Genomic DNA, 20211 nt, shown 5'->3' with positions numbered 1-20211 from the left:
CGCTGTAAAACTTAGCTGAACAGAGAGTAGAAAATTGCGGAGATAGCGATCAGACCCATGATGACAACGAAGACGTTGCTGATATGGCCGCTGTACTTACGCATTGCCGGTACTTTCTGAATCGCGTACATCGGCATCAGGAACAGAATCATCGCGATGATCGGGCCGCCCAGGGTTTCGATCATACCGAGAATGCTCGGGTTCAGCGTCGCGACAATCCAGGTGGTCACCAGCATGAACAGCGCGGTAATGCGGTTCAGTTTGTTGATCTCGATGGATTTACCTTTACCACGCAGAGATTTGATAACCATGCCGTTGAAGCCTTCACGCGCGCCCAGATAGTGGCCGAGGAAAGACTTCGTGATGGCGATCATCGCAATGATCGGCGCCATCCAGGCGATGATCGGCGCGTTAAAGTGGTTCGCCAGGTAAGACAGAATCGAGATATTCTGCTCTTTCGCCGCAGCGAGATCCGCCGGGGACAGGCTCAGTACGCAGCTGAAGACGAAGAACATGACCGTCAGCACCATCATGATGTGGGCGAACGCCAGAATCTTAGCGCATTTTTTCTCGGCGCCGTCGCCGTACTCTTCACGCTTCGCTACCGCGAAAGAGGAGATGATCGGCGAGTGGTTGAAGGAGAAGACCATCACCGGGATCGCCAGCCACAGGGTCATCCACAGGCCGTTGCCGGTAGAGGCGGCGGTATCAAAGGACAGCGTTTCCAGCGCCGCGCCGTTCCACTGCGGGATCAGGTACAGAGCCAGCAGCATCAGCGCTGCCACAAACGGGAACACCAGGATGCTCATCGCTTTCACGATCATCTGCTCGCCGAAACGCACGATAGTCATCATACCGACAATCAGGATCAGGGACAGAATCGCACGCGGCGGCGGCGTGATAGCCAGCTGATGCGTCAGAAAGCTTTCCACCGTGTTGGTGATCGCCACGCTGTAAACCAGCAGGATAGGGTAAATGGCAAAGAAATAGAGCAGGGTAATCAGCTTACCTGCGCCGATACCGAAGTGCTCTTCAACCACTTCAGTGATGTCTTCGCCCGGGTTTTTACCGGACAGAACAAAGCGGGTCAGGCCGCGGTGGGCAAAAAAGGTCATCGGGAAAGCGATAATCGCCATGATGATCAGCGGAATCATGCCGCCGACGCCTGCGTTGATTGGCAGGAACAGTACGCCCGCACCGATAGCCGTGCCGTAAAGGCCCAGCATCCACATGGTATCTGTCTTGCGCCATGCGCTTCGGGAATCAATCGAAGCAATAGTGCTGGTTTGAGTGGTTTCCATCTATTTCTCCTGGAGGATGCTAAAAGTCAGGTTGCTGGTCTAATCCAATGAAAAAAGTCCCGACCGTAAAACGAAATTTCATCAAAGACGATTTTTATATAATTTTTCGCCGTAATAATTTGCGGGCGGAAAGATACAGATAACCAATGAATCTATCAGTGATCGCGATCCCAAATGCAATAATCCACCTTTAATGTGGATAAAATTGGATCATTAATCTGTCAAAAAATCATCAAAGCGAATTTACGCGCGCGAAGGCTAGCATTAACGATACAGCGACGGGAAGTTTTCCCCGAGAGATGCGGAGGTTACGCTGTAAAAGTGCCATTTATTGGTGGTTTCTGATGCTTAAGCAAAGTTAAGAATGATAAAACGCGGTATCTCAGGGCGAGTAATCGTTTGCGTATAAAAATAATGAGTATGATTTATAAGTGAAACTAATTAATTAGCGAGGCTATCTTATTGGTATCAATAAAAAAACCGGAAGGGCCTGCAGCCGTTTCCGGTTCGTTCAGGACTTTTCGCCTCAGGCGCAGATTTCGTAGCAGGGAATGTATGCAGAGCCAGGCAGCTTCATACGGTGTTGCGCGACAAACCCTTGCAGCAGATCGTCCATGCGCCGCATCATCGCCTTATCGCCATGGATTTTGTAAGGACCATATTGCTCGATGGCGCGAATGCCGACTTCCTTCACGTTACCCGCGACGATCCCGGAGAACGCGCGACGCAGGTCTGCCGCCAGCACTTCAACGGGCTGGTCAGGGTACAGCTTCAGGTTAGCCATATTTTCATGGGACGGTTCGAACGGCATTTGCAGATCCGGCGCGATGCGAATCGACCAGTTGAAGCTGTAGGCATCGCCAGTGTCACGACGGTTCTCTTTCACCCGCGGCATCGCTTTTTTCATCAGACGCGCCACTTCCGCCGCATCGTCGATAATAATCCGGTAGTGACTGCGCGCCGCTTCACCCAGCGTGTGCACGATAAACTCGTCCAGAACGCGGAAGTAGTCGGCGCTCTCTTTCGGGCCGGTGAGGATCAGGGGCAGCACCTGATCTTTGTTCGCCGGGTTCATCAGGATCCCCAGCAGGTACAGCAGTTCTTCCGCAGTACCGACGCCGCCCGGGAAGATGATAATCCCGTGGGCGATGCGTACGAACGCTTCCAGACGTTTTTCAATGTCCGGCATGATGATCAGTTCGTTGACCAGCGGATTTGGCGGTTCGGCGGCGATGATCGACGGTTCGGTCATGCCGATAAAACGGCTGTCTTTGTAACGCTGCTGGGCGTGACCCACTGCCGCGCCCTTCATTGGCGCTTCCATTGCCCCCGGCCCGCAGCCGGTGCAGATGTTCAGTTCACGCAGACCCAGTTGCGTGCCGACGCGGCGGGCGTACAGATACTCATTTTCGTTAATCGAGTGGCCGCCCCAGCACACCACCATGTTTGGCGCTTCGCCCACGTGTAGCGCTCTGGCGTTACGCAGAATGGAGAACACCAGGTTGGTAATGTGTACCGAGCTTTCGAGATCCAGATGCTGGAAACGGCCCGCGTTATGGATCTGGCCGTTGACAAACAGGATGTCGCGCAGCACGGCAAACAGGTTGGCCTGTAGCGCGCGGATAATACGTCCGTCAACGAAAGCGTCTTCCGGTGGGTTGATCAGCTCCAGCTTCACGCCGCGCTCGCGGCGCAGCACGTTGATGTCGAAGGTTTCAAAGCGGGACAGCAGCTCTTTGCTGTTGTCAGTCAGACTGCCGGAGTTTAAGACGGCAAGCGAACAGTTACGAAACAGTTGATACAGGTCGCTGCTGGCCGTGCGTTTAAGCATATCGACTTCCAGTTGCGACAGCATGTCCATTGAGCCAAGCGGGCTAATATGTGTAATCAAGTAAACTCCTTATGGGACGCAAAACGTCATTCCCTGTTGATTACAATAGCCCTGGCTTATGATCTTTCACAACCTTGAGTGCGGAATCAGGCACGCAAAACGGTGAAATAATTTACTGGCGAACCAGTCTGCCGAGCGCAGGAACGAAATCGGTATTGCTCCGCCATGGGTTAATATCCAGTCCGCCACGGCGGGTGTAACGCGCGTAAACGCTGAGGGTTTCCGGCTGGCAGAAGCGCAGCAGGTCATTGAAAATGCGTTCCACGCACTGTTCATGAAACTCGTTATGATGACGGAAGGAAACCAGGTAACGCAGCAGCTTTTCGCGATCTATTTTCCGGCCGCGATACTGGATCTGAATGGAGCCCCAGTCCGGCTGGTGAGTGATCAGACAGTTGGATTTCAGCAGATGGCTGACCAGCGTCTCCTCTACGACTTTTTCGCCGCTGGCGGCATCCTGCAGAGCGTCGGTGGTGAACTGATAGTTGTCGATGCTGATGTCCTGATCGTCAATACAGGCGCCATGAAAATGGGCGATAGGCTGGCCTTCCAGCTCATCCAGGCGGTACAGCGCGACGCTGACTTGTCCTTGCGCGCAAGCGCTGAGATCGTTTTCCAGCGTCTGGCGTACCGCGTCCCAACTGTCAAAACGGGTCTGGTTAAAGCTGTTGAGATAGAGCTTAAAGCTTTTGGATTCAATCAGGTTAACGCTGGCGTAATCCAGTTCCACCTGCCCGACCGCGACCTGCGGCAGGCCTTTGGCGTTCAGCCACGACAGTTCGTACAGCGTCCAGATGTCGCCGCCGTGAAAGGGCAGGCGGTCAGCGTGGAGGCCGAGCGGGTCGCGATTGAGGCTGCGGGGAACGCCCTGTAACAGGCTGGCGTCGTAATTATCCCGGTAATCGGTTGATTTACCAAGAGTCAGGCCGTCAAGCGCCTGATGGTTTTCATAAGAAGACATGTTTCACCGTCGTAAACCAGATACACTATGGCTCCAGTGTATCCTGGCTTTTATGATGAGAAAAACCGGTGAACGAACAGACTGCATTGGCCCTGAAGGCTTTTACGACGCGTTATTGCGACGCATGGCATGAAAAACAGCAAAGTTGGCCGATGAGCGAGGAGCTGTATGGCGTGCCTTCTCCCTGCATCATTTCCTCTACTCAGGACGCGGTTTACTGGCAGCCGCAGCCGTTTGAGGGCGAGTCGAATGTAAACGCGGTTGAACGCGCCTTTGATATTGTGATACAACCTGCCCTTCACGCGTTTTACACCACGCAGTTTGCCGGCGATATGCCCGCACAGTTTCACAATGAAACGCTGACGCTGCTGCAAACCTGGAGCGCTGACGATTTCCGTCGGGTTCAGGAAAACCTGATTGGTCATCTGGTTACGCAAAAACGTCTGAAGCTGCCGCCGACGCTGTTCATCGCCACCCAGGAAAATGAACTGGAGGTGATTTCAGTGTGTAATCTGTCAGGTGATGTCATCAAAGAAACGCTGGGAACGCGGCAACGCACCGTTCTGGCTCCCTCCCTTGCGGAATTCCTTACTCAGCTTAAGCCTGTTCTGTAATCCATTTACCTGGTAATGTTGTGAGAGATCTCTTACACGCCCTGTAGGAGATCGCCAGGTGATAAGTGAAGACTTAAGGGCATAAGAATTATCAATATCCTAATAAATCAGATGGTTAACTAATTCGTGTCAACTTTCATATGAAATTTTCCTTAAGGCATTGCCTGTAAGTCCCTTGTAAGACGGCGTAAAAAAGGCGATTCTATGTACGTCGACAGGGAGTCGCACAACGAAGCGAACATCAGGATGATGGCGCTTTGGCAGGACACACCAGGACGGTGTTGCAAGGAAAGGCTTCAGGACGAAGCAAAGTGGAAAACGCAGGAAGGCGTTAAAGGACACCTCCAGGAAGGAGAACGAGAGCCGGTCAGGATGGTCGGTGGGTCAGGAAGGCCAGGACACTTCAGGATGAAGTTTTCACATCGGGGTGGTGTGAGCAGGATGCGCACGTTCAGGATGAACAACGGGTCGCAAGACCGCTGGAAAAGTTGTCAAGGATGAGCAGGGAGCACTAAAAGTAGCTGGAATGCTGCGAAACGAACCGGGAGCACTGTTTTTACAGTGCTCCCTTTTTTTATTTCTTTTTTTACTGGTGGTATTCTTCGCGCCACATTTTTCTTTACTGAGGTGACTTCATGACGACTCATGACCGTGTGCGTCAGCAGCTTCACGCACTGGAAGCGCTGCTGCGCGAGCATCAACACTGGCGGATGGATGAACCCGAAGCCCACCTGTTTACCAGTACGCAGCCTTTTTGCATGGATACCATGGAGCCGCTCGAGTGGCTGCAATGGGTGTTGATCCCCCGGATGCATGCCCTGCTGGACAGCGCGCAGCCATTGCCTGAGGCTTTTGCCGTCGCGCCGTACTACGAAGTGGCGCTGAGCGCCGATCATCCGCAGCGTGAGGTTCTGATCGCCGCGCTGCAGGCGCTGGATGCGCTGTTTGCGCAAGATAAATCCTGATGCTGGAGATTCTGTATCAGGACGAATGGCTGGTGGCGGTCAATAAACCCTCCGGTTGGCTGGTACACCGCAGCTGGCTCGATCGCGATGAAAAAGTGGTGGTGATGCAGACCGTGCGCGATCAGATTGGTCAGCACGTTTTTACCGCCCACCGTCTCGACAGGCCCACCTCCGGCGTCCTGCTGATGGGGTTATCCAGCGAAGCCGGACGACGGCTGGCGCAGCAGTTTGAGCAGCATCAGATCCAAAAGCGCTACCACGCGATTGTACGCGGCTGGCTGATGGACGACGCGGTGCTCGACTATCCGCTGGTAGAAGAACGAGACAAAATCGCCGATAAATTTGCCCGCGAGGATAAAGAGCCGCAGCCAGCGGTGACCCATTATCGTGGTCTGGCGACCGTAGAAATGCCGGTGGCAACCGGGCGGTATCCAACGACGCGTTACGGTCTGGTGGCGTTAGAGCCAAAAACCGGCCGCAAGCATCAGCTCAGGCGTCACCTTGCGCATTTGCGTCATCCGATTATCGGCGACAGCAAGCATGGCGATCTGCGGCAAAACCGCAGCGCAGCGGAACATTTCGGCTGCCATCGTCTCATGCTGCACGCCAGCGCGCTTTCTCTGACTCATCCCTTTACCGGCGAGCCGCTGACGATTCGCGCCGGGCTGGATGCGGTCTGGATGCAGGCGCTGGCGCATTTTGGCTGGCGAGGATGTCTCCCCGACAATGAAAGGGTTGAGTTAAGCGCGTCGGCAGGTCAGGATGAAGGCGTAAATTCGTAACTCAGGGAGTCAGTAAGCATGGCGAAAATAGGCATTTTTGTCGGGACGATGTACGGAAACTCGCTGTTGGTTGCCGAAGAAGCCGAAGCGATCCTCACGGCGCAGGGACATGAGGCGACCGTTTATGAAGATCCTGAACTGAGCGACTGGCAGAACTATCAGGATAACGTCGCACTGGTGGTGACCTCCACAACGGGGCAGGGAGATTTACCTGACAGCATCGTGCCGCTGTTTCAGGGCATAAAGGATAATCTGGGGTTTCAGCCCAATTTGCGCTACGGCGTTATCGCGCTGGGCGACAGCAGTTACGTGAATTTCTGTAACGGCGGCAAACAATTTGATGCCCTGCTGCAGGAACAACGCGCGCAGCGCGTCGGCGAGATGCTGTTGATTGATGCCAGCGAACATCCGGAACCCGAAAGCGAATCGAATCCCTGGGTGGAACAGTGGGGAACGCTTTTATCGTGAGAGTAAACCCTCCCCCTACCGGGAGGGACTCCCGCTTGCGCCAGTAAGCAAGGGGGACAACCTGAAATCAGTTTAGTCAAAACTGAATCGTGTTAGCATCGGGCAAATGCCTAAAATCCTTTCAGACGAAAGGGTTTTTATTGACGTTTTCATAGGGTCAAGCGACCTGATTCACACTCCTGCCTTTTCTGCCTCTCCTGCCGGGCGAATTCCCTGACTGCTTTTCATTTCCGTGAAGTCGCTTCCATTACCCTGGGCTTTTGCCACAAACCGACGCGTTATCCCCCTGAAATGTTGTGTTGTTGCACGGTGAGCAACCTCCTGGCGCTTTTTATACTTCTCCTGCCAGTTATAAAAAAGCAGTACGCAAGGCGAACGACCTACAAAAAGCTGCCATGTATGAAACGTCACCTCTGATTCCCTACCGGCTGTGCAGTTCAGAGTGAGCGTGACTAACGCGAAAATTCAGGAGTGCAACAATGAGTTCATTAAGTCAGGCTGCGAGCAGTGCGGAAAAACGCACTAACGCCCGCTACTGGATAGTGGTGATGCTGTTTATCGTCACATCCTTCAACTACGGCGACCGCGCGACGCTTTCCATCGCTGGTTCCGAGATGGCCAAAGACATTGGCCTCGATCCGGTCGGTATGGGTTACGTTTTCTCTGCGTTCTCATGGGCCTACGTTATCGGTCAAATTCCGGGTGGCTGGCTGCTCGACCGCTTTGGTTCCAAACGCGTCTACTTCTGGTCCATCTTTATCTGGTCGATGTTTACCCTCCTGCAGGGCTTCGTCGATATCTTTAGCGGCTTCGGCATTATCGTCGCGCTGTTTACGCTGCGTTTCCTGGTCGGTCTGGCGGAAGCGCCCTCTTTCCCGGGTAATAGCCGTATCGTCGCAGCGTGGTTCCCGGCGCAGGAAAGGGGAACCGCGGTGGCGATTTTTAACTCCGCGCAATACTTTGCCACCGTTATTTTCGCCCCCATCATGGGCTGGCTGACCCACGAAGTAGGCTGGTCGCACGTGTTCTTCTTCATGGGCGGACTGGGTATCGTCATCAGCTTCATTTGGTTGAAGGTGATCCACGAGCCGAACCAGCATCCGGGCGTCAACCAGAAAGAGCTTGAGTACATTGCCGAGGGCGGCGCGCTGATCAACATGGATCAGAAGAGCAACAAAGCTAAAGTGCCGTTCAGCGTGAAATGGGGACAGATCAAGCAACTGCTGGGCTCACGCATGATGATCGGGGTTTATATCGGCCAGTACTGCATCAATGCGTTGACATACTTCTTTATCACCTGGTTCCCGGTTTATCTGGTGCAGGCGCGGGGCATGTCGATTCTGAAAGCGGGTTTTGTGGCCTCGGTTCCCGCCATCTGCGGCTTTGTTGGCGGCGTACTGGGCGGCATTATCTCCGACTGGCTGATGCGCCGTACCGGCTCGCTGAACATCGCCCGTAAAACGCCGATTGTGATGGGGATGCTGCTGTCGATGGTGATGGTGTTCTGTAACTACGTTAACGTCGAGTGGATGATCATCGGCTTTATGGCGCTGGCGTTCTTCGGCAAAGGGATTGGCGCGCTGGGCTGGGCGGTAATGGCGGACACCGCGCCGAAAGAGATCAGCGGTCTGAGCGGCGGTTTGTTCAACATGTTCGGCAACATCTCCGGTATCGTGACGCCTATCGCCATCGGCTACATTGTCGGCACGACCGGCTCCTTCAACGGCGCGCTGATCTACGTGGGGATCCATGCGTTGGTCGCGGTGCTGAGCTACCTGGTGCTGGTGGGTGATATTAAACGTGTCGAACTGAAACCTGTTGCGGGGCAATGATCATGACAACGCAATCGAGTCCTGTTATCACCGACATGAAGGTCATTCCGGTGGCCGGACATGACAGTATGCTGCTGAACATCGGCGGCGCGCATAACGCGTACTTCACCCGAAATATCGTGGTGCTCACCGACAACGCCGGGAATACCGGCGTTGGCGAGGCGCCGGGCGGAGACGTGATTTATCAAACGCTGGTCGATGCCATTCCGATGGTGCTCGGTCAGGAGGTGGCCCGTCTGAATAAAGTGGTTCAGCGGGTGCATAAAGGCAACCAGGCTGCAGACTTTGACACCTTCGGCAAAGGGGCGTGGACGTTTGAACTGCGCGTTAACGCGGTCGCCGCGCTGGAAGCGGCGTTGCTCGACCTGCTGGGCAAAGCGCTGAATGTGCCAGTCTGCGAGCTGTTAGGGCCTGGCAAGCAGCGCGATGCGGTGACGGTGTTGGGTTACCTGTTCTATATCGGCGATCGTACAAAAACCGATCTGCCCTATCTGGAAAACACTCCGGGGAACCACGACTGGTATCATCTGCGCCATCAGGAAGCATTAACCCGCGACGCGGTCGTGCGTCTGGCGGAAGCCTCGCAGGATCGCTACGGCTTTAAAGATTTTAAACTCAAGGGCGGCGTTCTGCCGGGCGAGCAGGAGATTGAAACTGCCCGTGCGCTGAAAACACGTTTTCCGGATGCGCGTATCACCGTTGATCCGAACGGCGCCTGGCGGTTGGATGAAGCCATTGCGTTATGCAAAGGGCTGAACGATGTGCTGACCTACGCGGAAGATCCCTGCGGCGCGGAACAGGGCTTCTCCGGTCGCGAAGTGATGGCGGAATTCCGTCGGGCGACCGGGCTGCCGGTCGCAACCAACATGATCGCGACCAACTGGCGCGAGATGGGCCACGCGGTGATGCTCAACGCCGTTGATATTCCGCTCGCCGATCCGCATTTCTGGACGCTTTCCGGCGCGGTGCGCGTGGCGCAACTGTGTGACGACTGGGGCCTGACCTGGGGCTGCCATTCCAACAATCACTTTGATATCTCTCTGGCGATGTTTACTCACGTTGGCGCGGCCGCGCCGGGCAAACCGACCGCCATTGATACCCACTGGATTTGGCAGGAGGGTGATTGCCGCCTGACCCGACATCCTCTGGAGATCAAAAACGGCAAAATTGCCGTTCCGGACGCGCCTGGGCTGGGCGTTGAGCTGGACTGGGATCAGGTGCATAAGGCGCATGAAGCGTACAAAAAGCTGCCCGGCGGCGCGCGCAATGACGCAGGCCCGATGCAGTATCTGATCCCCGGCTGGACTTTTGACCGCAAACGCCCCGTTTTCGGTCGTCACTGATTTTGAAAAGGACAAGATTATGAGCGCACAATTTACCACTCCCGTTGTTACCGCCATGCAGGTGATCCCGGTTGCCGGTCACGACAGCATGCTGATGAACCTGAGCGGCGCGCACGCTCCGTTTTTCACGCGTAACATCGTCATTATCAAAGATAACTCTGGCCACACCGGCGTTGGTGAAATTCCCGGCGGCGAAAAGATCCGTAAGACACTGGAAGATGCGATCCCGCTGGTGGTGGGGAAAACGCTGGGCGAATACAAAAATGTGTTAACCGCGGTGCGGAATGAATTTGCCGATCGCGACGCGGGTGGTCGTGGATTGCAGACCTTCGACCTGCGTACCACCATTCACGTGGTGACCGGTATCGAAGCGGCGCTGCTTGACCTGTTGGGTCAGCATCTTGGCGTTAACGTGGCGTCACTGCTCGGCGACGGACAGCAACGTAGCGAAGTGGAAATGCTCGGTTATCTGTTCTTCGTCGGTAACCGTAAAGCGACGCCGCTACCGTACCAGAGCCAGCCGGATGAGCAATGCGACTGGTATCGCTTGCGCCATGAAGAAGCGATGACCCCGGATGCGGTGGTGCGCCTGGCGGAAGCCGCGTATGAAAAATATGGTTTCAATGACTTTAAACTGAAAGGCGGCGTGCTGGCCGGAGAAGAAGAAGCCGAGTCCATCGTGGCGCTGGCGAAACGCTTCCCGCAGGCGCGGGTGACGCTCGACCCGAACGGCGCATGGTCGCTGAATGAGGCGATTAAAATTGGTAAGTACCTGAAAGGCACGCTGGCCTATGCGGAAGATCCATGCGGCGCCGAGCAGGGCTTCTCCGGACGCGAAGTGATGGCGGAGTTCCGTCGCGCTACCGGCTTGCCGACGGCGACCAATATGATCGCAACCGACTGGCGTCAGATGGGCCATACTCTGTCGTTGCAATCCGTGGATATTCCGCTGGCGGATCCGCACTTCTGGACGATGCAAGGTTCTGTGCGCGTGGCGCAGATGTGCCACGAGTTTGGTCTGACCTGGGGCTCGCACTCTAATAACCATTTCGATATTTCACTGGCGATGTTTACCCATGTCGCGGCCGCCGCGCCGGGCAAGATCACCGCTATCGACACTCACTGGATCTGGCAGGAAGGCAACCAGCGTCTGACCAAAGAACCGTTCGAGATCAAAGGCGGTATGGTTCAGGTTCCGGCGAAACCGGGACTGGGCGTTGAGATCGACATGGATCAGGTGATGAAGGCGCATGAGCTGTATCAGAAACACGGCTTAGGCGCGCGTGACGACGCGATGGGCATGCAGTATCTGATTCCGAACTGGACCTTTGATAACAAGCGTCCTTGCATGGTGCGTTAAGACCTGTGCCGGTCCCCTTTCGGACCGGCCATTTTTTTATTTGTAGTATGACGGGTATATGCTTAACAGAGTCAACATGCGTAAGGACGATTTATGAAAATAGTGATCGCACCGGACTCATATAAGGAAAGTTTGAGTGCTCTTGAGGTGGCGAGCGCCATTGAACAGGGGTTTCGCGAGATCTGGCCCGATGCGGATTACGTCAAGCTGCCGGTCGCTGATGGCGGTGAAGGAACGGTTGAAGCCATGGTTGCGGCGACGGCGGGACGCATTGTTGACGTTGAGGTCATGGGGCCTCTGGGCGAGCCGACGCAGGCTTTTTATGGGTTATCCGGCGATGCGCGCTCCGCCTTTATTGAAATGGCGGCGGCCAGCGGGCTGGAGCAGGTTCCTCCCCATCGGCGCGATCCGTTAAAAACCACCTCCTGGGGTACCGGCGAGCTTATTCGACATGCTCTGGACGCGGGCGTGGAACATATCATTATCGGGCTTGGCGGCAGCGCGACCAACGACGGCGGCGCGGGTATGGTTCAGGCGTTAGGGGCAAAACTGCTCGACGCCCGGCATGCCGACATCGCCCAGGGCGGCGCGGCGCTGGAAACCCTCGACCGCATTGATATTAGCCAGTTAGACCCGCGTCTGGCCGGATGTCGCATTGAGGTAGCGTGCGACGTCACCAATCCGTTGACCGGTAAGCAGGGCGCTTCAGCGGTGTTCGGGCCGCAAAAAGGGGCGACGCCGGAGATGATTGTGCGCCTGGATCGGGCGCTGGAACATTATGCGCAACTCATCGCCCGCGATCTGGATGTGGATGTCTCTACGCTTGCGGGCGGCGGCGCGGCAGGGGGAATGGGCGCGGCGCTGTATGCATTCTGCGGCGCGCAGCTGCGGCGCGGCATTGAGATTGTGACCGACGCGCTGCATCTGGATGCCTGCGTCGCCGACGCCGATCTGGTGATTACCGGCGAAGGGCGCATCGACAGCCAGACCATTCACGGTAAGGTGCCGGTTGGCGTGGCGAACGTGGCAAAACGCTATAACAAGCCAGTGATCGCGATTGCCGGCAGCCTGACCGCGGACGTTGGCGTGGTGCACGAACATGGGCTGGATGCGGTGTTCAGCGTCATTTACTGCATCTGTACTCTGGACGACGCCCTGAAAAATGCGGAAGACAACGTGCGGATGACGGCGCGAAATGTGGCTGCAACGATCAAGATTGGGCGGCTTTCAGGCTAATTTCCCCAATGGCGCAACGCTTATCAGGCCTGCAATTATCCTGTCCGCAGGCCCGGTAAGCCGCTGACATTACTTTCCGTCAATAGACAGTCACCCCAGTATCTTCTTCGCTTCGCGCGCCACGTTGTCCATCTCGTCGAGCAGTTCGAGGAATTCAGGTTCCAGTTCGCTTTCGGGCGTACCGTTACGTAACTGGCCTTCCAGCAGCTGACAGAGATTTTTCATCCGTGGAACCCCGCTGTAGCCACAGCTGCCGTGCAGCTTATGAATTAAATCGACTAACCCATCCGGGTTTTCGCCGACCAGTTGTTCTTCGATGCAGTTACGCACTTCCGGCAGGAAATCGATCAGCATTTGCAGCATATCGCGCGCCAGATCCGGTTTTCCTGCCGCCTGGCGCAGCGCCAATTGCCAGTCGAGCGTCGCGTTTGGATTAAAAATCGGCTCGGGCGGCTCAGCCGTCAGCATCCGCGTGGTGACGCCGGTGCCCGGTTTGTAGCGCAGCAGCAGGTTATGCAGCTTTTCTTCTTCAATCGGCTTCGCCAGATAATCATTCATACCGGCGCTCAGCAGCTTCTCCTTCTGACCCGCCATTGCATGTGCGGTCACGGCAATCACCGGCGTTTGCTGTTGGTGAGGAAGCTGGTGGATCAACTCACAGGCGCGAATGCCGTCCATATCCGGCATCTGAATATCCATCAGGATCAAGTCGAACTGCATCTGTCTGGCGCGATCCACCGCCTGTTGGCCGCTGTCGCAAAGCTCAACGTGCTGCACCAGATCGTCCAGTAAGGCGCCGATCAGTTTCAGGTTAGCGGGGTTATCATCTACCGCCATTACCGTCATGGCGATCTTGTTTTCGTCGGATGGCAGGGCGTCATGATGGTGATTCTGGCGGCACAACTCCACCAGCGCGGGCAGCAGGCGCGTTGAGGTCAGCGGTTTTAACAGACAACTCGCCACGCCGTCTTGCTTAAGTTTTTCCGCGTTAACCTGCGCGTGACACGGCAGCGCCAGCATCAGGAAGTCGGTCATTTCCGTCGCCTGAATCAGGCGTTCATGCTGCATGGTCAGCGGTTCGTTGAAGGTCACGGCGACGCCCAGCAGCATGTAGTCGTAATGCTCTACCGCCAGCGCGGAGAACGAAGGACTGTAAATCACCTCCAGCGGCGTTTCCGCGAGGATATCTAAAGTGCATTGCGCGGCAGCGGCGTTTGGCTCAACGTAAGCGATGCGCTTCCCGGTCAGGCAGCCAGTGGCCGGGCCATCGCTGACCACGTTCGGATTCAAATCCAGGTTGATATGGAACCAGAACGTCGAGCCCCGGTTCGGCTGGCTATGGAAGGAGATATCTCCCCCCATTTCATTGACCAGCTTCTGTGTAATCACCAGCCCCAGCCCGGTACCGCCATGGCGACGGGAGATACTGGCATCGGCCTGACGGAAGGCCTGGAACAGGCGTGACTGGTCGCGTTCAGGAATACCGATACCGGTATCACGAATCTGGACCTCTATCTGGACTTTGGTATTACTGATCGCGCGTTTCTCGACCAGAATATCGATGTTGCCGCTTTCGGTAAATTTGATCGCGTTGCCGACCAGGTTGGTAATCACCTGCTGTAAGCGCAGCGGGTCGCCGATGACGTTGTCCGGAACGTCATTTTTAATGTTAAGCGTCAGCTCAAGGCCTTTATCGTGGGACGAGTGCGCCAGCAACGTCACCACTTCATCCAGCGTATTGCGCAGGGCGAAGGGAATGCTTTCCAGAATCAGTTTGCCCGCTTCCAGCTTGGAAAAGTCCAGCACGTCGTTAATGATCGCCAGCAGATTATTTGCCGAACGCTCAATGGTGTTCAGGTGGTCACGCTGGGTGGTGTTCAGCTCTGTTTTCAGCGTCAGGCGAGTAAAGCCGATGACACCGTTAAGCGGCGTGCGTAGCTCATGGGACATATTGGCCAGAAATTCGGACTTGATGCGGGCGGCTTCCTGGGCGCGCTTCTTCGCCAGATCCAGCTCAACGTTCTGGATCTCCATCTGTTCAAGCGTTTCACGCAGATCGGAGGTTGCCTGATCGATGTTGTGCTGCATCTCTTCGTGATAGGCGGCAAGCGACATCGCCATGGAGTTAATGCCGTTTTTCAGCATGTCCAGTTCACCCAGCATGAAACCTTCAACCCGGCTGTCGAGTTGCCCGCGACGAATGCGATCCACCGTGTTGACCATGTTACGAATAGGCCCGGTCACGTCGCGCATCAGGCGCCAGCCAAAAATGAGCGCGATGCCGATGCAGAACAGCATCATCACCGTGGAGATGAAAATTTCTTTATACTGCTGCAGGCGAACAGACTTGAGATCCAGCTCAAGCGCCACATATCCCAGCATATTATGCGCATTTTTCGCGTCGGTTAACGCAGACTCGTCCGGTGAATAGCTTTCCGACACGATCGGCGTTCGCAGGATTAAAATGTCGCCATGGCGTTCCACGCTCAACCGGCGTGGAAACGGCAGACCCGGCGGAAGCTGGAGCTCCGACGGGTTAAGATTAAAGTTCGATGTGACGAACAGGCGGTTATTTTCGTCGTAGACCGAAATCGCCCGCACGATCTCTGAATGGCGGCGATGCAGAACGCTAATCAACTGGCCGATAGATTCGCGGTTTTGCAGATTCATACCATATTCAGTGGAGACGGCGAGCGGCTCAATAATGCTCGCGCCGGCATCTTCCAGTTGACGCTGCAGGTCGTGATAGCGATGAACGACAAAAAAGATACTTAGCAATAAACCGATCAGTACGGTCGGCGCCAGGATCAGAATCATCATGCGAGCGCGCAGGCTGTAGTTGGTCATGGAGTTCCGTTATGGGACAATTAGGGTCACACTGTTAATTTGAGAATAATCTCGTCGATGGCGCAATTCTACTCTGCAAAACGGCGCGTGACGACGCGCCAGATCATAACCGTTACAGTCACTGACCTGGATGCCTTTGGTCAGGGCGTGGCGCGGCATAACGGAAAGGCGCTGTTTATCCCAGGATTACTGCCGCAGGAAAGTGCGGAGGTGGTCATTACTGAAGATAAAAAACAGTACGCCAGAGCGCAAGTGAAGCGCCGGTTAAATGAAAGCCCTGAGCGCGTCGCGCCGCGCTGCCCTCATTTTGGCGTTTGCGGCGGCTGCCAGCAGCAGCACGCCAGCGTTGCCCTGCAACAGCGCAGCAAATGCGCCGCGTTAGCGCGCCTGATGAAAAATGACGTGGCGGAGGTCATCGCCGGGGAGCCGTGGGGTTATCGCCGTCGCGCGCGCTTAAGCCTCCATTACCCGCCGAAAACCCAGCAACTGCAGATGGGCTTTCGCCAGTCGGCGTCCAGCGACATTGTTGACGTCACCCGGTGCCCTGTTCTGGCGCCCCAGCTTGAGGCGCTGTTGCCTGACCTCAGGGCATGTCTGGAGACATTACAGGGAAAACGCCATCTGGGGCACGTCGAACTGGTGCAGGCGGGCAGCGGCACGCTGATGATCTTGCGCCATACGGCGCCATTAAGTGCCCATGACCGGGAAAAACTGGAACGCTTTTCGCATTCACAGAAACTGGCGCTTTATCTGGCGCCCGCTAGCGAGATACTGGAGTCCGTTTCGGGGCAAACGTCCTGGTACGAGTCAAACGGGCTACGCTTAAACTTTAGTCCGCGCGACTTTATTCAGGTCAACGAAGGGGTGAATCAGCAGATGGTCGCCCGGGCGCTGGCGTGGCTTGACGTACAGCCGGACGATCGCGTGCTTGACCTTTTTTGCGGCATGGGCAACTTCACGTTGCCGCTCGCGACGCTGGCGGCGAGCGTAGTGGGCGTCGAAGGCGTACCCGCGCTGGTTGAGAAAGGACGTGAAAACGCGCGGCAAAATGCATTACAGAATGTGACATTCTTTCATGCCAATCTGGAAGAGGATGTTACCCAACAGCCGTGGGCGAAAAACGGCTTCGACAAGGTCCTGCTGGACCCTGCGCGCGCCGGGGCGGCGGGTGTGATGCAGCATCTTGTAAGATTACAGCCTGACCGCATTGTTTATGTATCCTGTAACCCTGCCACGCTGGCGCGGGACAGTGACGAATTATTACGTGCGGGATACCAAATTCAGCGGCTGGCAATGCTCGACATGTTCCCGCACACTGGGCACCTGGAATCAATGGTTCTGTTTGAGCGCAAGTAATAACTTCCGGCTTGCTGAATTCGGCAGGCCCGGTCCCTTAAGGAGAGGACAATGGTTGCGGTAAGAAGTGCACATCTAAATAAAGCTGGGGAATTTGATCCGAAAAAATGGATCGAAAGTCTTGGGATCGCCAGCCAGCAGTCGTGTGAACGCTTAGCCGAAACCTGGGCGTATTGCCTGCAACAGACACAGGGGCATCCGGACGCGGAACTGCTGCTGTGGCGCGGCGTCGAGATGGTGGAAATCCTTTCGACGCTGAGTATGGATATCGACACGCTGCGGGCGGCGCTGCTGTTCCCGTTAGCCGACGCCAACGTGGTCAGCGAAGACGTCCTGCGCGAAAGCGTGGGCAAATCGATCGTCAACCTGATCCATGGCGTGCGCGACATGGCGGCGATTCGCCAGCTTAAAGCCACGCACACCGACTCCGTTTCGTCCGAGCAGGTCGATAATGTTCGCCGTATGCTACTGGCGATGGTGGACGATTTCCGCTGTGTGGTCATTAAGCTTGCCGAACGTATTGCCCATCTGCGTGAGGTGAAAGACGCGCCGGAAGATGAGCGCGTGCTGGCGGCGAAAGAGTGCACGAACATTTACGCTCCGCTGGCCAACCGTCTGGGTATTGGTCAGTTGAAATGGGAGCTGGAAGATTACTGCTTCCGCTATCTGCATCCGGCGGAATACAAGCGTATCGCCAAACTGCTGCATGAGCGTCGTATCGATCGCGAACACTATATTGAAGAGTTCGTTGGCCATCTGCGCGCCGAAATGAAAACCGAAGGCGTGAAGGCGGAAGTTTACGGACGTCCGAAACATATCTACAGCATCTGGCGCAAGATGCAGAAAAAAGATCTGGCGTTTGACGAGCTGTTTGACGTACGCGCCGTGCGTATCGTCGCCGAGCGTTTGCAGGACTGCTACGCCGCGCTGGGCATTGTACACACCCACTATCGTCATTTGCCGGATGAGTTTGACGACTACGTCGCTAACCCAAAACCAAACGGTTATCAGTCTATTCATACCGTGGTGCTGGGGCCGGGCGGTAAAACCGTTGAGATTCAAATCCGCACCAAACAGATGCACGAAGATGCCGAGCTGGGCGTCGCCGCGCACTGGAAGTATAAAGAAGGGGCGGCGGCAGGCGGCGCGCGTTCGGGTCATGAGGATCGCATCGCCTGGCTGCGTAAGCTGATCGCCTGGCAGGAAGAGATGGCGGATTCGGGCGAAATGCTCGATGAAGTGCGCAGCCAGGTTTTTGACGACCGGGTGTATGTGTTTACGCCAAAAGGCGATGTGGTCGACTTACCTGCGGGCTCCACGCCGCTTGACTTCGCCTATCACATTCACAGTGACGTGGGGCATCGTTGCATCGGGGCGAAAATTGGCGGGCGTATCGTGCCGTTTACCTATCAGTTGCAGATGGGCGATCAGATCGAAATCATCACCCAGAAGCAGCCGAACCCCAGCCGCGACTGGCTTAACCCGAACCTGGGCTATGTCACCACCAGCCGCGGACGCTCAAAAATCCACGCCTGGTTCCGCAAGCAGGATCGCGACAAGAATATCCTTGCCGGTCGCCAGATCCTTGACGATGAGCTGTCGCATCTGGGGATCAGCCTGAAAGAGGCGGAAAAACTGCTGCTGCCGCGCTACAACTTTAACGAGCTGGAGGAACTGCTGGCGGCGATCGGCGGCGGCGATATCCGCCTTAACCAGATGGTCAACTTCCTGCAGTCGCAGTTCAACAAACCGAGCGCGGCTGAAGAAGATGCCGCCGCGCTGAAACAGCTTCAGCAGAAAACTTACGCGCCGCAGAATCGCCGGAAAGACGACGGTCGGGTTGTGGTGGAAGGGGTTGGCAACCTGATGCACCACATCGCGCGTTGCTGCCAGCCGATTCCGGGCGATGAGATCGTCGGATTCATCACTCAGGGGCGCGGGATTTCCGTTCACCGCGCCGACTGCGAACAGTTGGTGGAACTGCGCGCGCATGCGCCGGAGCGGATTGTGGATGCGGTGTGGGGCGAAAGCTATTCGGCGGGTTACTCGCTGGTGGTGCGCGTTCAGGCTAACGACCGCAGCGGGTTATTGCGTGATATCACCACCATTCTGGCGAACGAAAAGGTCAATGTGCTGGGCGTCGCCAGCCGCAGCGACACGAAGCAGCAACTGGCGACCATCGATATGACCATCGAAATCTACAACCTGCAGGTGCTGGGGCGCGTTCTCAGCAAGCTCAACCAGGTGCCGGATGTGATTGACGCGCGTCGTCTGCACGGCAATTAACGATAATACAGGCCGGATCGCGCGGTACGTCGCCATCCGGCTTTTTTTTGCCCGACAGCGTTTGGCTTGACGGGCCTGGAGGTTCAGGACATACCCATGACACAAATTGATCGCCTGCTTAACATCATGCAGCGCCTGCGCGACCCGGAAAACGGCTGCCCGTGGGACAAAGAACAGACTTTTGCCACCATTGCGCCCTATACGCTGGAAGAAACCTATGAAGTCCTTGACGCGATTGCACGAGAAGACTTTGACGATCTGCGCGGCGAATTGGGCGATTTGCTGTTTCAGGTGGTGTTTTACGCGCAAATGGCGCAGGAAGAAGGGCGCTTTGATTTCAATGATATTTGCGCTGCCATCAGCGACAAACTCGAACGCCGTCACCCGCACGTTTTTGCGGACGTTTCCGCCAGCAACAGTACGGAAGTCCTGACTCGCTGGGAGCAGATCAAAACCGAAGAACGGGCGCAAAAAGCGCAGCATTCCGCGCTGGATGATATCCCGCGCAGCTTACCCGCGCTGATGCGGGCGCAGAAAATCCAGAAGCGTTGCTCAAACGTCGGGTTTGACTGGACCACGCTCGGGCCGGTCGTCGATAAAGTGTATGAAGAAATCGACGAGGTGATGTATGAAGCCCGACAGGCGGTGGTTGACCAGGCTAAACTCGAGGAAGAAATGGGGGATCTGCTGTTTGCCACCGTCAATATGGCGCGTCATTTGGGGACCAAAGCCGAGATTGCCCTGCAAAAAGCCAACGAAAAATTTGAGCGTCGCTTTCGCGAAGTCGAACGGATTGTTGCGGCGCGCGGCCTGGAAATGACAGGAGTCGATCTGGAAACCATGGAAGACGTGTGGCAGGAAGTAAAACGCCAGGAAACTGATCTCTAACGGAATTTTGCGAACAAGCGCTATTTGTGCGGTTTTTTAAATGACAAGCGCTTGATTTGCGTCAAAAACATTTACCCAAAA

Annotated in this window: 16 protein-coding genes; 11 read left to right on the top strand and 5 right to left on the bottom strand. The window is 55.8% G+C overall.

Annotated features, from left to right (window positions below; genetic code table 11):
- Positions 1–11: 11 nt before the first annotated feature.
- The 3 genes from sdaC to queF all read right to left on the bottom strand — a co-directional run bounded on the left by sdaC (position 12) and on the right by queF (position 4153).
- Positions 12–1301, bottom strand: coding sequence for an HAAAP family serine/threonine permease SdaC (gene sdaC, locus CSE01S_RS12440; protein WP_042288834.1), 1290 nt, complete (start codon positions 1299–1301; stop codon positions 12–14).
- A 526-nt stretch (positions 1302–1827) separates the two neighbouring features.
- Positions 1828–3192, bottom strand: a complete 1365-nt coding sequence (gene ppnN, locus CSE01S_RS12435) for a nucleotide 5'-monophosphate nucleosidase PpnN (RefSeq protein ID WP_042288832.1) — start codon at positions 3190–3192, stop codon at positions 1828–1830.
- A 112-nt stretch (positions 3193–3304) separates the two neighbouring features.
- Entirely contained in the window at positions 3305–4153 is an 849-nt protein-coding gene (queF, locus tag CSE01S_RS12430) for an NADPH-dependent 7-cyano-7-deazaguanine reductase QueF (RefSeq protein ID WP_042288829.1), read from the bottom strand.
- A 68-nt stretch (positions 4154–4221) separates the two neighbouring features.
- Here queF and syd point away from each other — a divergent pair, with 68 nt between their 5' ends.
- The 4 genes from syd (at position 4222) to CSE01S_RS12405 (ending at position 6982) form a co-directional block, all read left to right on the top strand.
- Positions 4222–4767 carry a SecY-interacting protein gene (gene syd, locus CSE01S_RS12425; protein WP_042288827.1) on the top strand — a complete coding sequence of 182 codons (546 nt, stop codon included), beginning with the start codon at positions 4222–4224 and terminating at the stop codon, positions 4765–4767.
- Positions 4768–5402: 635 nt separating this feature from the next.
- Entirely contained in the window at positions 5403–5732 is a 330-nt protein-coding gene (locus CSE01S_RS12415) for a YqcC family protein (RefSeq protein ID WP_042288825.1), read from the top strand.
- Entirely contained in the window at positions 5732–6514 is a 783-nt protein-coding gene (gene truC / locus CSE01S_RS12410) for a tRNA pseudouridine(65) synthase TruC (RefSeq protein ID WP_042288822.1), read from the top strand. The genes CSE01S_RS12415 and truC overlap by 1 nt, the downstream gene beginning before the upstream one ends.
- 18 nt (positions 6515–6532) lie before the next feature.
- Complete coding sequence (locus tag CSE01S_RS12405; protein WP_042288819.1) at positions 6533–6982, top strand: flavodoxin; 450 nt, start codon at positions 6533–6535, stop codon at positions 6980–6982.
- Between the two features lie 171 nt (positions 6983–7153).
- Here CSE01S_RS12405 and CSE01S_RS22355 read toward each other — a convergent pair whose 3' ends face one another.
- Entirely contained in the window at positions 7154–7393 is a 240-nt protein-coding gene (locus CSE01S_RS22355; protein ID WP_072014993.1) for a hypothetical protein, read from the bottom strand.
- Positions 7394–7461: 68 nt separating this feature from the next.
- On the opposite strand from CSE01S_RS22355, the gene gudP reads away from it, so the two are divergent.
- From gudP to CSE01S_RS12385, 4 genes are all read left to right on the top strand, one after another.
- Positions 7462–8814, top strand: coding sequence for a galactarate/glucarate/glycerate transporter GudP (gene gudP / locus CSE01S_RS12400; RefSeq protein ID WP_042288816.1), 1353 nt, complete (start codon positions 7462–7464; stop codon positions 8812–8814).
- Between the two features lie 2 nt (positions 8815–8816).
- A complete protein-coding gene (locus tag CSE01S_RS12395; protein ID WP_042289059.1) occupies positions 8817–10157 on the top strand; it encodes an enolase C-terminal domain-like protein in 1341 nt (446 codons plus the stop codon).
- Positions 10158–10176: 19 nt separating this feature from the next.
- Positions 10177–11517 carry a glucarate dehydratase gene (gene gudD / locus CSE01S_RS12390; protein ID WP_042288813.1) on the top strand — a complete coding sequence of 447 codons (1341 nt, stop codon included), beginning with the start codon at positions 10177–10179 and terminating at the stop codon, positions 11515–11517.
- A gap of 93 nt (positions 11518–11610) precedes the next feature.
- Complete coding sequence (locus CSE01S_RS12385; RefSeq protein ID WP_042288811.1) at positions 11611–12753, top strand: glycerate kinase; 1143 nt, start codon at positions 11611–11613, stop codon at positions 12751–12753.
- 90 nt (positions 12754–12843) lie between these two features.
- Here CSE01S_RS12385 and barA read toward each other — a convergent pair whose 3' ends face one another.
- Positions 12844–15600 (bottom strand): two-component sensor histidine kinase BarA, encoded by a 2757-nt coding sequence (gene barA / locus CSE01S_RS12380; RefSeq protein ID WP_042288810.1) that lies wholly within the window; start codon positions 15598–15600, stop codon positions 12844–12846.
- 57 nt (positions 15601–15657) lie between these two features.
- Between barA and rlmD the strand changes: the two genes are divergently transcribed.
- The 3 genes from rlmD to mazG all read left to right on the top strand — a co-directional run bounded on the left by rlmD (position 15658) and on the right by mazG (position 20130).
- Positions 15658–16956, top strand: a complete 1299-nt coding sequence (gene rlmD, locus CSE01S_RS12375) for a 23S rRNA (uracil(1939)-C(5))-methyltransferase RlmD (protein ID WP_042288808.1) — start codon at positions 15658–15660, stop codon at positions 16954–16956.
- Positions 16957–17007: 51 nt separating this feature from the next.
- Positions 17008–19242 carry a GTP diphosphokinase gene (gene relA / locus CSE01S_RS12370; RefSeq protein WP_042288805.1) on the top strand — a complete coding sequence of 745 codons (2235 nt, stop codon included), beginning with the start codon at positions 17008–17010 and terminating at the stop codon, positions 19240–19242.
- A 96-nt stretch (positions 19243–19338) separates the two neighbouring features.
- Entirely contained in the window at positions 19339–20130 is a 792-nt protein-coding gene (gene mazG, locus CSE01S_RS12365) for a nucleoside triphosphate pyrophosphohydrolase (RefSeq protein ID WP_042288804.1), read from the top strand.
- Positions 20131–20211: the final 81 nt, after the last annotated feature.

It is taken from the genome of Citrobacter sedlakii NBRC 105722 (genome assembly GCF_000759835.1).
Taxonomy (GTDB): domain Bacteria; phylum Pseudomonadota; class Gammaproteobacteria; order Enterobacterales; family Enterobacteriaceae; genus Citrobacter_A; species Citrobacter_A sedlakii.
Note: the sequence above shows the minus strand (reverse complement) of the source record. Positions and strands in the feature narration are given on the sequence as shown.

Excerpts from the sequence above, each read along its gene's own strand:
- sdaC (WP_042288834.1), bottom strand. The coding sequence starts at position 1,301 with ATGGAAACCACTCAAACCAGCACTATTGCTTCGATTGATTCCCGAAGC.
- queF (WP_042288829.1), bottom strand. The coding sequence starts at position 4,153 with ATGTCTTCTTATGAAAACCATCAGGCGCTTGACGGCCTGACTCTTGGT.
- CSE01S_RS12415 (WP_042288825.1), top strand. The coding sequence starts at position 5,403 with ATGACGACTCATGACCGTGTGCGTCAGCAGCTTCACGCACTGGAAGCG.
- truC (WP_042288822.1), top strand. The coding sequence starts at position 5,732 with ATGCTGGAGATTCTGTATCAGGACGAATGGCTGGTGGCGGTCAATAAA.
- CSE01S_RS12405 (WP_042288819.1), top strand. The coding sequence starts at position 6,533 with ATGGCGAAAATAGGCATTTTTGTCGGGACGATGTACGGAAACTCGCTG.
- gudP (WP_042288816.1), top strand. The coding sequence starts at position 7,462 with ATGAGTTCATTAAGTCAGGCTGCGAGCAGTGCGGAAAAACGCACTAAC.
- CSE01S_RS12395 (WP_042289059.1), top strand. The coding sequence starts at position 8,817 with ATGACAACGCAATCGAGTCCTGTTATCACCGACATGAAGGTCATTCCG.
- gudD (WP_042288813.1), top strand. The coding sequence starts at position 10,177 with ATGAGCGCACAATTTACCACTCCCGTTGTTACCGCCATGCAGGTGATC.
- CSE01S_RS12385 (WP_042288811.1), top strand. The coding sequence starts at position 11,611 with ATGAAAATAGTGATCGCACCGGACTCATATAAGGAAAGTTTGAGTGCT.
- barA (WP_042288810.1), bottom strand. The coding sequence starts at position 15,600 with ATGACCAACTACAGCCTGCGCGCTCGCATGATGATTCTGATCCTGGCG.
- rlmD (WP_042288808.1), top strand. The coding sequence starts at position 15,658 with ATGGCGCAATTCTACTCTGCAAAACGGCGCGTGACGACGCGCCAGATC.
- relA (WP_042288805.1), top strand. The coding sequence starts at position 17,008 with ATGGTTGCGGTAAGAAGTGCACATCTAAATAAAGCTGGGGAATTTGAT.
- mazG (WP_042288804.1), top strand. The coding sequence starts at position 19,339 with ATGACACAAATTGATCGCCTGCTTAACATCATGCAGCGCCTGCGCGAC.